13 protein-coding genes are annotated in these 12,574 nt (G+C 48.3%); 5 read left to right on the plus strand and 8 right to left on the minus strand.

Features of this window, described 5'->3' with window-relative positions; genetic code table 11:
• Positions 1-11: 11 nt before the first annotated feature.
• The 3 genes from BP71_RS13415 (at position 12) to BP71_RS13425 (ending at position 2,818) form a co-directional block, all read left to right on the plus strand.
• Entirely contained in the window at positions 12-1,316 is a 1,305-nt protein-coding gene (locus BP71_RS13415) for a UDP-N-acetylmuramoyl-tripeptide--D-alanyl-D-alanine ligase (protein ID WP_496379956.1), read from the plus strand.
• A 219-nt stretch (positions 1,317-1,535) separates the two neighbouring features.
• A complete protein-coding gene (locus BP71_RS13420; protein WP_295927067.1) occupies positions 1,536-2,087 on the plus strand; it encodes a peroxiredoxin in 552 nt (183 codons plus the stop codon).
• A 140-nt stretch (positions 2,088-2,227) separates the two neighbouring features.
• Positions 2,228-2,818, plus strand: coding sequence for a carboxymuconolactone decarboxylase family protein (locus tag BP71_RS13425; protein ID WP_496379958.1), 591 nt, complete (start codon positions 2,228-2,230; stop codon positions 2,816-2,818).
• Positions 2,819-2,912: 94 nt separating this feature from the next.
• On the opposite strand, the gene BP71_RS13430 is transcribed toward BP71_RS13425, so the two are convergent.
• The 8 genes from BP71_RS13430 to BP71_RS13465 all read right to left on the minus strand — a co-directional run bounded on the left by BP71_RS13430 (position 2,913) and on the right by BP71_RS13465 (position 9,507).
• Complete coding sequence (locus BP71_RS13430; RefSeq protein WP_496379960.1) at positions 2,913-3,668, minus strand: carboxypeptidase-like regulatory domain-containing protein; 756 nt, start codon at positions 3,666-3,668, stop codon at positions 2,913-2,915.
• 10 nt (positions 3,669-3,678) lie between these two features.
• Positions 3,679-4,494, minus strand: a complete 816-nt coding sequence (locus BP71_RS13435; protein WP_496379962.1) for a TapB family protein — start codon at positions 4,492-4,494, stop codon at positions 3,679-3,681.
• Positions 4,495-4,523: 29 nt separating this feature from the next.
• Positions 4,524-5,006 (minus strand): hypothetical protein, encoded by a 483-nt coding sequence (locus BP71_RS13440; RefSeq protein ID WP_496379964.1) that lies wholly within the window; start codon positions 5,004-5,006, stop codon positions 4,524-4,526.
• Positions 4,993-5,316 carry a hypothetical protein gene (locus tag BP71_RS13445; RefSeq protein WP_496379965.1) on the minus strand — a complete coding sequence of 108 codons (324 nt, stop codon included), beginning with the start codon at positions 5,314-5,316 and terminating at the stop codon, positions 4,993-4,995. Before BP71_RS13445 ends, BP71_RS13440 begins: the two co-directional genes overlap by 14 nt.
• Positions 5,317-5,331: 15 nt before the next feature.
• Positions 5,332-6,063 carry a DUF8737 domain-containing protein gene (locus BP71_RS13450; RefSeq protein ID WP_496379967.1) on the minus strand — a complete coding sequence of 244 codons (732 nt, stop codon included), beginning with the start codon at positions 6,061-6,063 and terminating at the stop codon, positions 5,332-5,334.
• Positions 6,063-7,532, minus strand: a complete 1,470-nt coding sequence (locus BP71_RS13455) for a PKD domain-containing protein (RefSeq protein WP_496379969.1) — start codon at positions 7,530-7,532, stop codon at positions 6,063-6,065. The genes BP71_RS13450 and BP71_RS13455 overlap by 1 nt, the downstream gene beginning before the upstream one ends.
• A 149-nt stretch (positions 7,533-7,681) precedes the next feature.
• Entirely contained in the window at positions 7,682-8,404 is a 723-nt protein-coding gene (locus BP71_RS13460) for a LytR/AlgR family response regulator transcription factor (RefSeq protein WP_496379971.1), read from the minus strand.
• Between the two features lie 5 nt (positions 8,405-8,409).
• On the minus strand, positions 8,410-9,507 hold the full coding sequence (locus BP71_RS13465) for a sensor histidine kinase (RefSeq protein WP_496379973.1): 1,098 nt from the start codon (positions 9,505-9,507) through the stop codon (positions 8,410-8,412).
• 299 nt (positions 9,508-9,806) lie between these two features.
• Here BP71_RS13465 and ahcY point away from each other — a divergent pair, with 299 nt between their 5' ends.
• Both ahcY and BP71_RS13475 read left to right on the plus strand, forming a co-directional pair.
• Positions 9,807-11,123 (plus strand): adenosylhomocysteinase, encoded by a 1,317-nt coding sequence (gene ahcY, locus BP71_RS13470; protein ID WP_496379975.1) that lies wholly within the window; start codon positions 9,807-9,809, stop codon positions 11,121-11,123.
• A 289-nt stretch (positions 11,124-11,412) separates the two neighbouring features.
• Positions 11,413-12,246: a hypothetical protein gene (locus tag BP71_RS13475; RefSeq protein WP_496379977.1), complete on the plus strand. Its 834-nt coding sequence runs from the start codon at positions 11,413-11,415 to the stop codon at positions 12,244-12,246.
• The last annotated feature ends 328 nt before the right edge of the window (positions 12,247-12,574 follow it).

A 12,574-nucleotide genomic window follows, 5' to 3' on the forward strand; every position in this document is an offset into this window, starting at 1 on the left:
GCTGTCAATTCATGTATACTTCCATAGAAACCATTTACGGGCTGTTCCGCCACCATTCCAAAGTCTCCACCGATACCCGCCAGATCAGTGAGGGCTGTATTTTCTTCGCTTTGAAGGGAGATAAATTCGACGGTAACCAATATGCGGCCGACGCATTGGGTAAAGGGGCTGCCTATGCCGTGGTCGACGATGCGGCAGTAGTAACTTCCGACCGGTACCTGCTCGTGAAAAATACATTGGAAGCACTGCAGGACCTGGCACGTACACACCGCAAAACGTTCGAATTTCCGGTGCTGGCACTGACCGGATCGAATGGCAAAACCACTACCAAAGAGCTCATCGCCAAGGTGCTCTCCATGAAGTACAATACTTACGCGACCCGCGGAAATCTCAATAACCATATCGGCGTACCGCTCACTATCCTGTCCGTTGATCCCGCGAAACAGGAAATGGCCGTGATCGAAATGGGCGCCAACCACCAGCAGGAGATCGCGCTGCTTGCAAGCATTGCCCAACCTACCCACGGCCTGATCACCAATATCGGCAAGGCACACCTGGAAGGTTTTGGCGGAGTGGAAGGAATTATCAAGGGCAAGGGTGAGCTTTTTGATTTTTTGTCGAAAAAGAAAGGGACCGTCTTTGTGAACTCGACGCAGGACGTTATCATGGACATGGTGAGCAAGCGCCGCGCATTTGGGGAGATCGTCTTTTATTGCTCCGAGAACAGCGCAGTGAACCCGACGCTGCTCGAAGAAAATCCCAATGTCGTGTTCAGTAATGGAAGTAAAACCGTGACTACACATCTGCCGGGCCGCTACAATTTTGATAACATATGCGCAGCCCTCGCTGTCGGAAAACATTTTGATGTGTCGGATGCCGACGCTTATGAAGCGATAGCCAGCTATGAGCCGGACAATAACCGGTCTCAGATCGTGAAAAAGGGCTCCAACACGGTCATTATGGATGCTTACAATGCCAACCCGTCATCCATGGCGGCAGCCGTAGCAAATTTTGGCCGGATGGAAGCCCCTCGCAAAATGCTCATTCTCGGGGATATGTTCGAGTTGGGCGACGCGGCGGCGGAAGAGCACCTCGCACTGGGAAAGCAGATCGCCGGAGAGCATTTCGATATCGTGATCCTGGCTGGTCAGCTGATGCAGCACGCGCTGCCTGCGCTACCCAAGGCCTATTATTTTCCGGACAAATTTTCGTTGCATAACTGGGTGATGGATAATCCGCAGGAAAATACACTGATCCTGATCAAGGGTTCACGCGGGATGTCGCTGGAAACCGTGTTGGGTGTTATGCCCGGTTGATAATTTATAATTACAGTTATTATTAATATAATTATATTGCAGAAATTTATAGCATTATAAGTGCTATCTATAACATCTCCGTTCCGATAAATAAAACTAAATTCATTCAATAAAATCAACTCTTTCCTGGCATAGTACCAGGTTAGAGGTTGTCCTGATTGCTCTGCGTTCGTAGTTTTGTAACACCAAAAAATACAATTTATAAACAAACGAGCAATCATGGCAAATAGACTGTTATCTGTGGGATCGGTTTTCCCTGAATTCAAAAAAACATCCGTAGTGTCTCTTGAAAAAGGAAACGAATTCTACGATATTACCTCAGAAGACCACAAAAATGCTGAGAAGTGGATGGTTATGTTCTGGTGGCCAAAAGATTTCACCTTCGTGTGCCCTACCGAGATTGCGGAATTCAACAAACACACTTCCGACTTTGCTGACCGTGACACTATCCTGATCGGTGCTTCTACCGACAGTGAGTACGTACACCTGGCATGGCGCAAGAATCACGACGACCTGCGTGACCTTCAGTTCCCGATGCTGGCCGATACTTCCAAATCACTGGCAGAAGAACTGGGCATCCTGGAAGCCAACGAAAAAATCGCTTACCGCGTAACTTACATCGTGGACCCACAGGGTATCATCCGCTGGGTATCTGTAAACGACCTTTCAGTAGGCCGTAACGTGTCTGAAGTACTTCGCGTACTCGACGCACTGCAAACTGACGAGCTTTGCCCTTGCAACTGGCAAAAAGGCGAAGCAACGCTTGCCTAGCTGGCCACGCCTAGCCGGCTGCACCTAATCAACCATTCCGAAGCGGTTCACAAGCAGGTAGCCAGCATTTGCGCGCCGGTTCTGTGAACTGCTTTTTTATTAACACCACCGGGAGGCCTTCCCGATCAACAATCACTGACATGTATCCATTTGCAGCAACGGGGAACACGAAAGAATCCTTGTATAAAGAAGTCAATCTGCCCGCAGAATTCGAAAGCGTGCTGATCAACAAGCTCGCGGCGCTCGATCACCGTTACCTGAAAGACCTGAAAATCAACGTAGGTAATGTATTGAAGTCGCAGACACTGAACCGCAAAGAAGCGCTGCTGCTTGCGTTGTCCGTAGCGATCAATGAAAAAAATGCAACCCTGATCACGGCCCTGGAAGAACTGGCTACCCAGGAAGGTGCCGACGAAAAAGAACTGGCCGAGGTAACTGCCTGTGTGTCATTGATGAATGCGAACAACGTATTTTACCGTTTCCGCCATTTCATGCACAAGGAGTTTTACGACAATGCACCTGCGGGTATCAAAATGAGCATTATGGTGAACCCGGTACTGGGCAAGGAGTTTTTCGAATTGCTCAGCCTTGTCGTATCGGCATTGAACGGCTGTGAAATGTGCGTAACCTCTCACGAGCAGTCGGTACTCAACCACGGCGGTTCACAGGCGCGTATATTCGATGCGGTTAGGCTTGGGGCAATCTTCAAGAGTTTTTCTGTTTTGGTATAAAAACAAAACTAGCCAGGTCTTAAAGATCTGGCTAGTCCCAAATTATCCATCCTATTTCTCTATTGTTTGCTCTTTTAAACCGCTTTACCTCACATTATTCCGTGTATGAGATGAAGGCGGCGTTCGAACCCCACATCGTGGAAGGCTCAAAATCAATGACCAGTGTATTTTCGAACTCGTCTTCTGAAAAATGGTTGCGTAATTTGACCGGCATTTTGCCATTCTCCCCATTGTAAAAGGCCGTCATTTCATACCTGCCCAGGGGAATATCGACCAGGTTACCATAGTCCTTCGAATACGGCTTGCCGTGTTTCACTTTTAAAACACTTCCCTTCGATCCGTCGATCAGCGGCCCTACCGGAGTCAGCGTAAACTCGATGTTTTCAGAGTCATAAATGGCGCTCATCACCGACTTGTTGATCCCGATCGTGGCACCGTAGTAACCCTCCCCTTCCGGGCGCTCGCCGGTCATCTTCCACTGAAAGTTCCGCACAGCCCCATCGATGCTGAATGCCTCGTACACGTCCGGATCGAGGTCTAGCTCGTACCGCCTGCCATTATACTGTTTGACCAGCTGCGCCGATGCCATGAACGTGCCGACCTTCGGAAGCTGGATTTCATAATTACCCTGCTCGTTCGAATTTCCTATCGAATAAGACGCGTGGATCATCGTGTTGTCAATTACCACCTCTACGCCTTTGATCGGACTGCCGTCGGCAGCGGTCACCTTTCCGGTTGCATAACCATCCTTTGCCCCCGGTTCCTTTGCGCCGGGACCATCCTCACTGCTGCACGCGGCGACCAGCCATGCCACCGCAACCCATTGTAGTAGCAATACCCCCTTTTTCATGTACCGCGGGCTAGTCAATTTTCTGCAATTCGGTTGTGGAAGTGGTTTCTTCCGACTTTTCAATGGTCTTCACGACACCCACGCCCGGCGAAGTCCAGAGCGATACGTTATAAACCTCGGTCTTTTCTTCAAGCGGCACGATCTCGGTTTCCATTTTGGTGTACACTTCGTAAGTATATTCCCATTTGGTACAGTTGAAAGTTCCGGCGGGAGTAGTAATGCTTTCTTCTTTGGTAGCCTTTCCCGATTTATGCGTGATTTTAGCTTCCAGCAGCGCATTAACGACATCATCTTCTCCGACGGGGAATTGCAGCTTCATTTTCAGCTTGATGGGGTCACCCTTGTATGTGAGCAAGCTGTTCACGGTCCCTTTGTTTTCGAGATTCTGATATTGGGGGAAGCCGGTGATTTGCAGGTCCTCGATGTATGCGATCTGATTCAGTTCGCTTACCATAGCCACGAGCGCAGGCGGGTAGGAAAGTTCATTGGTGGTAAGACCGTCGTGGCTGTAAGCTTTATAGTTTATTTCAAAGTCCTCATCCTCCTCTGTCATGATCTCCTGGATCGCATGGACCTGCAAGCCTGCAGAATCCCTGACGCTCGTCACCTTGGTTACGGAAGTGCTCGTTGCGCCGTCGGAATCTGTCGTCTTATATCGGTAGGTCTTGTCTTTGGCAGGGATAAATGCCTTTTCGGTACCGTCGCTTCCACCGTCGGGATCAACATTATCATCGTCGTCCTTACAGGCGGTGAAGGACATGGCAAGCACTGCGAGGGCCAGTACAGATTTCGTAAATCTGCCGATGACCGTGGAACGTGTTTTCATTTTAGTTAACATGGCTTTTTTAGATTGAATTAAAACTTATTTTGAAAAATCAGGTGAGCCAGCAGGATCACGAAGCCAGAAACCGACAGATATCCGCGGATGAAAATAAATTTCATCCATTCTTTCCGGGCATTCGAATAGCCTTGCTGCGTATTCAACAAATCACTGTTGATCAACTCATTGACCGGCTCGCTGCATTTCAGGATCAGCACCAGGTCGGTAACCAGCAACAGGAAGGCGATCAGGACCGGCCCGTAGGAAAGGAATCCGCCAGATTTATCCGTCAGGACCAGCCACGTGAACATGATCGCCAATGCAGACAGGTACAGTCCTTTGAGTTTACGTCTCACCACCGGGTCAACGGCCTTCCTGAGCTGGATGAACCCCTCAGCCGGAATATGGAACATCGCTTTTCCAAAACCAATATGATAGAAGGCACCCTGAGCCGCGATAAAAAAGTAGAGCACCACTCCGATAAGCCCGACAATGGAAACCATATCAGCGGATTTCATAGAGCCTGATGTTGGCCTGCGCCGTAGTATCTTTTTCCAGCGCCTTTCTGAGCTGTTCATTCAGGTACTTTCTCACGGAAAGCTTCGTCACATCCAGCTCACCCCGCGTTACCTCCTCGGAAACCAGATAATTGCTGTTGGCATAATATCTGACTGTGGTGGACCTGTGATCTGGTGCCGTTTCCACAACCCAGAATCCCCGGCCGGGAAATGGCTGCCGGGCAGAGCGTCTCGCTTTCCCTACCGCAGGCGGTTGCAGGCCCGCGGTCATGAGCAATGCCGCAAGCATCATGTGATTCAATGTTTTCATGGCTGTAATATGCTTTCAACTAAAAAAGTGGTTGATCACCGCCCTTCCGAAGTTCAACGCCCTGGTTTCCTGCCAATGTGTTTTCACCAGACTACGGATCACCACCAGATGTGCGCAAAGGATAATCGGCACGACCACTCCCGGCAAGAGGACAAACGGAAACTGGAAAGCGAGGACATTAGGCTGCTCAAACCCGAAGGTCTGAAAGGACAGCGGTGTGGACAACACCGACCTGAAAACTGCGTTGATCAGCAACCCGAGGCAAGCGAAATTCCAGATCACCAGCATCCGCCATCGTACTCCGTTCTTCATAACTCCCCAATAATAAATGCAGGGAGCTGAGAGCCCGGACAGGATATCCAGGTTACCTCCGCCGAACGTCATCTCATGTGGTACCATCCCGTCGATAAACGACCAATACAAAACCACCTCGATCGGCGCCCGCACCACGTGGATCATCGTGAGAAGGTGAATGTCCATCCTGTCCATCAGGACTTTCCCGGGCCTGGCGAAAAACAGCCAGGCCAACAGGATCGCAGGTGGAACCACTAATAACAACAATCTGGGAAAAATGGTATCGGTATTCTTGAAATATCCGGCCAGGGCGACACCGCTCTGCATCACTATCCAGATAACTGCCATCGCGGCAAACGTTCCGGAGCTTTTGAGGGCCTGGTGGAATGTAAAGACCACCAGGAACGTAATCAGACCAAATATGACACTGGCACAAAGCGTGGAGCTATCCATTACTCTTTCAGCAACTTAGCCTGCGCGTTGTCTTTAAATGTATTCGCTGTTTCGACGTCGGCATTGATCGTACCCTGGTAGTTAACAAAAATGCCGTAGCCACCGCTGTTGGAAATCACCGATTTACGGATCGTCATTCTGGACTGTCCGCCGTACACGGCGATGTTCGCTTTCTTGCCTGAGACAATCGGAATGTTGCCGCCACCCGAGATTTCCGCGTTTTCGAAGACATTCTGGTCGCTGGTGGAGAAACAGAGGATGCCTTTCCAGTACGCTGCGGTGTTTTCGGCCCCGCGGATCACGATTTTGCTGGTTTCAGTTCCTACGGCATTGATGTAGCCGCCATCGATATTGATATATCCTGCCCTCCCTATTTCGATGATCACACCGGGCAACAGTTTCCAGTTGGCATCGGACGTCACATTTTCAAGGATGCTGTAAGGGGTTTTGTCTTTAAATCCTTTCCAGATTACTTCGCTGGCCGCATTCTTAGCCAGGGATGACGCGTAGATCTCCACGACGTTCCGGCCATTGCCATTGGTAAATTTGGAATCCGTATCGAGGTTTTTCACATTCTCGGCGCCGAGAAGGATACCTGCTTCCGTATTGTCTTTGAAATTATTCTTTTCAAATGCGCCAAGTATTACAGCATGTTCCAGGTAGAGGCCGTAACCTGCATTCTGTTCGAATAAGCAATGCCTGATATTTACTTCCGCTCGGCCGCTTCCCAGCACAGCCATACCTGCTTTGGTAGTACCGTACAACGGCTTGCTTCCTGCATGCAGCACCTGTACGTATTCGAGTGTATTCGCACTGCTCGACGAGCGGAATGTCACACCCGCCCAGAAACCTTTTGTAGTTTCCTTTCCGATAAGGCGGATCGGTTTGGTGGAATCGCCCTTTGCATTCAGGATACCACCGTTGTCGTTGATTTCGAGCCGGGTATCCCTTGCAAAGGCAATAACTACCCCAGGCTTGATTTCAAGCTCCGCGTTGACCGACACGTTGGCATTGACGATGTAATCGGGAATGCCCGGGTTATCGATACGGTCTGCCAATGTTGTTTTGGCTTTGATGTTCGCGTCGATGATGATCGGCTCGATGGCAGTCGCTGTGATCAGTACTTTGTCTTTGCTCTGCCCATTGGCATTGCTGATGGCCAGCTCCACTTCATACTCGCCGGGAAGGTCGGCCGTGAATGTGGGCTTAGCGGTGGTGGCAGAGGTCAGGTTGGCCGTACTACCGGTTGGCCTCTTCGAGAATGCCCAGCTGAATTCGAAAGGTTTGTTTCCACTATCTGTGGATGCGCTACCGTCGAGGGTAACAATGGAACCGGCGTTGACATTCTGGTCCGCCCCTGCTTTGGCGATTAATGTGTCGGATGGTTTTACATCTTCGTCCTCCTTGCAACTACCCAATAACAGGGCAAAAGACAGGGCTGCCCAAAGAATTCTTCTGCTTTTTAACATGGCTAATGATTCTGATGGCTTAAAATTGATTTCCTCCATTTTTCTAATGGCGGTGCAATTTTAAACCGAAATGATGATCATCAGAAGGCGGAAGAACCGAGTGTCGATCAATAGCGGATTTTGTCGACAAACGCCTTTTGCAGCACCGTTCAAAAAGTCAGTTTAAAGCGGCGCTGGCAGTCATTTCGGAAGTTACGGCCGATGGGCAGCTCCTTCCCGGCGATTTCCAGCTTGTGGGAATGGTAGCTTTCTACCTTGTCGACAGACACGATAAAGGACCGGTGAATGCGGATAAAGCCGTCCTCGGGGAGCAACTCTTCGAGGAGGCTTATTTTTTGTTTGGATATCAGCGATTTCTCTTTCAGAACCACCTTAATATAATCCCTGAGGCTTTCGATCCAGTAAATGTCGTTTACATTCACTTTCACCATCTTACGGTCCACTTTCAGATAGAGAAACACATCCTGGTTCGCAGGCGTCGTTTTCTGCGACACCGACACCGATTGGTTTGTGATATTCAGGCCCGTAAATACCTTGTCCATCGCGCGCAGAAACCGCTCGAATGGAATGGGTTTGAGCAAATAATCGACGGCGTTGAGATCGAAACCTTCCACCGCATAGTCCTGGTAAGCAGTTGTAAAAACGACCTTTGGCGGATTCTTGAGGCTGCGAAGCAGATCGGTGCCTTTGAGGCCGGGCATTTTCACGTCCAGGAACATCAGGTCGATCTTTTGCTGCTGCAACACCTGAAAAGCCTGGATAGCGTCCTGGCAGCGCGCCGCAATTTCGATTTCCGTGAAATTGGCTAAGTAATTGTCCAGTACTTCGATAGCATGGGGCTCATCGTCCACCAAAATGGCTTTCAGCTTCATAAATATCAGATATCCAAACGTTTGTCAAGGTCAATGTCAAGGATTACAGCAAATACATCGTCCTCGTCCATAATTTTCAGATGATGGGCCGACGGGTACAGTATTTCCAGCCGCTTGCGCACATTGGCGAGCCCGATGCTCACGTGATGCGGGCGGTCGTCGCGCTGAGCTGTTTCGGGTTTGCTGTTCGAAATTTTGAACTTCAATGCGTTGTTTTTGACCCGCAGGTCCATGTTGATCCACGCCTCCCCGATCTGCTCACTCGCACCATGCTTGAATGCATTTTCGACCAGCGGCAGGATCAGCAACGGGGCGATCTTGTACTCCGGTGACAGGCCATTGATACTGAAATTGATGTCAAGCCGTTCCTCGTACCGGATTTTTTCGAGGGCGATATAGCTTTTAAGAATGCTGATGTCCCTTTCCAGCTGAACGATCTCAGTATTCGCCTCATAGAGCATGTACCGCAATATCTCGGCTAATCCCATCACCACCGACGGCGATTGGGGGGATTGTTTCAGCGTCAGAGCATACAGGTTATTCAGTGTATTGAACAGGAAATGCGGATGGAGCTGGCCTTTCAGAAAATTCAGTTCGGCTTCCATGGCCGCCTGCCGGCGATCGAACCACATTTTGAAAAACTTGATCGACAGCGCAATCCATACAAATATATTCGTCTGCTCAAAAGCGCTGATCAGGTATGCCGGTTTCGCCAGCTGCTCCCTGAAGGTCCCTTCCAGCTTGCGCCACACAAACGTAGGATCTTTGCGCTTAACCGCGTTGTAGATGATCGGGTCGGCGACCAGTATTTCCGTCAGCCTGAAAGCCAGTGTGGAACCTATTACAATGAGAACCAGGCAAAAGACGAACTGTACATACTTCTTGTGGTCGAAATACCGGGGGATGATCACATAGGCGATCAGGTAAAAATAGCAGATATGGATCGGCATGAACAAGGCCACAATGCCGATGGTCAGCCAATAGTCGGGCATCCCTGCCCCGTAAATCACGGTCAGTACCGTAAGAACTGTCAACCAGAACAGAATGTGCAGTAAAATTCTTTTTCGGTCCGGATAGTTCAGGATCGGGGCAATGAGGCGCATAGGACAAAGATAATTAATTCGCAGGCCAATGCTGGTCCTGCAAAGCATTGTCGACCAATGTCACGCTATTGTCGACAAACGGCAAGAAAACGTTAAACCTTTGGTATACAGACAAAATATCTTTGATAAAAGGAGAAAGGAGGCGGTATCACCTCGCAACGTGTACAGAACAGCCGTTTAAAAGATAAAATATCCAAATTCACATCGTATTTCACAATTTGTATCTGTTTTTATTCCCGTCGCTGGTTTTTCTACTTAGTTTTGTGATAAAATCAAGATATTAACTAAACTATCAAATAATGGCAACGTCAACCGAAACGTACATCCCGTACAAGGTAAAAGACATCTCGCTGGCCGAATGGGGCCGTAAAGAAATCACATTGGCAGAAGCCGAAATGCCTGGTTTGATGGCGATCCGTGCCGAATACGGTCCCTCACAGCCTTTGGCAGGTGCACGTGTTGCAGGTTGCTTGCACATGACGATCCAGACCGCCGTTCTGATCGAAACCCTTACAGCGCTGGGTGCTGAGGTTACCTGGTCTTCATGTAACATTTTCTCTACTCAGGACCACGCAGCAGCGGCTATCGCAGCGGCAGGAATTCCTGTCTACGCATGGAAGGGAATGAACGAGGAGGAATTCAACTGGTGCATCGAGCAGACTTTGTTCTTCGGCGAGGAGCGCAAGCCCCTCAACATGATCCTCGACGACGGTGGTGACCTGACCAACATGGTATTCGACGAATATCCTGAGCTGATCGACGGTATCAAGGGTCTTTCGGAAGAAACTACAACCGGTGTTCACCGTTTGTACGAGCGCTACAAAAACGGAACGCTTCACCTGCCTTCCATCAACGTAAACGACTCGGTTACCAAATCTAAATTCGATAACAAATACGGCTGCCGCGAGTCGCTCGTTGACTCTATCCGTCGCGCAACCGACCTGATGCTGGCTGGTAAAGTAGCAGTAGTAGCAGGTTATGGTGACGTAGGTAAAGGTTCAGCAGAATCACTTCGTGGTGCGGGCTGCCGCGTATTGGTTACTGAAATCGACCCGATCTGTGCTTTACAGGCTGCTATGGACGGTTTTGAAGTAGTAACTATGGACGAAGCTGCCGACCGTGCGAACATTTTCGTGACTGCAACCGGTAACTACAAAATCATCACCGACCGTCACTTCCTTAAAATGCGTGACAAAGCGGTAGTTTGTAACATCGGTCACTTCGATAACGAGATCGACATGGCCTGGTTGAACAAATCTTACGGCCACACGAAATCGCAGATCAAACCACAGGTTGACATTTACAATGTGGAAGGCAAAGACATCATCGTACTGGCAGAAGGCCGTTTGGTGAACCTGGGCTGCGCGATGGGCCACCCGTCATTCGTCATGTCCTGCTCATTCTCTAACCAGACTTTGGCACAGATCGAGCTTTGGACTAACACGGCTGCTTACGAGAAGAAAGTATATGTTCTTCCCAAAGCGCTTGACGAAAAAGTAGCTGCGCTGCACCTTAAACACGTAGGCGCAAATCTTGATACCCTTTCAGACGAGCAAGCTGCTTACATCGGTGTATCCGTAGAAGGTCCTTTCAAAGCGGATACTTACCGTTATTGATTTGTTTTTGTTGAAAATATGGAGCCCCCGCAATGGATGTTGCGGGGCTTTTTTTTGGTGCTTGATATCTACGTTGTCGAATTAGTAAGCAGCCTGATTGCTTCAATCTGGTATGTTTGAGCAGTTTGCAAAATCGCTCCAAACCAAACCACCACCTCCCCGCAAGCCCCTTTTTTACCGCAGGCTCTTTAAGCCTTACCATTTACGCATCGCATTTTTTGCAATTCGGCAACACTCCTATGTTTGATCCGGTTCAAAATCTACCTATTCACACTTAAACATTATGGTTATGAAACTATTTCGAAGCACCTCAATTTTCATCAATGGCATCCTGATAGTGGGTATGCTAAGCGCTTGCCAGAATGAGACGGATATGCCTGTAACGCCAGAAGCTTCCACGGAGACTACGGATCAAAATGCAAGAACTAATCTGGCAGCCGGTACCCTGTTAAATGATGGAAACATAAGTTTTTCATATGACAGCCAAAATCAGAAGCTCAAGAAAGAATCACATACCGGTTATTATTATGACATTAGTTACACACCACAGCTTATTACGGCTAACAAAATAAAATATGGCTCTCCCTCGACAGATTGCAAATATACGCTCGATGCCAACGGGCGGTGTATCCAGACGACCACAAGCGCAAACACTTTCATATATCAATATAATGCTGATGGTCAGCTAGCCAGCTATTACAACAAAAATTATCCGGAGCAGCAAATACTTTTTACATATACAACTGACACAAATGGCTGGAAGAAATCTCTAACCAAAGTAACGTTCTATGATGTGTATGGCATAAAAAAAACCGAAATAAAATATACATACGGAGCAGCAGCAAGCTTTATTCCGGACAACCATCCTTTGGCACCGGATGTTCTGCCGGCTGACGTTAGCAGGTATCTGCCAATCTTTGGATGTTTCAATACTAATCTTCCACAAACACGAGTGGAAGACGTATTCCTTCCTAACGGGCAAAAAGCATCAAGCACTGTGTACATGTACAGCTATACATTAGGTATTTCAGGCAAAGCCACAAATATAACTGTTAAGAAAACCAATGGAACGCTGGTCTCTTCAACGGATAGAAAATACCTCACGCCGTCATTTGTCATGTAGCAATATAATTTGCAACTTATTAACAATAGTTAATAAAATTTTATCAGGATTCTCGGCGACATGTAGTGAAAGTAATGTCAATTTGATTCATATAGTGGCAAAATTACTTAAATGCTAATTTGCTACCATTCATAAATTCAATTAAAAATAAGCCGGCTCGCTATTAAATGGGCCGGCTTTTTGTTTACGCCCATTAAACCCTTAACCGACAGCTCCGTGAAACCAACCTTTGCCATTGCATTTCTTAACATTTTAAAGTACACCTATGTTTATTGTGTTTGCAATCAATAACTTATTAAAATAGGAATGCTATAAAACTATTCCGAAA

This window comes from Dyadobacter ginsengisoli DSM 21015, assembly GCF_059568735.1.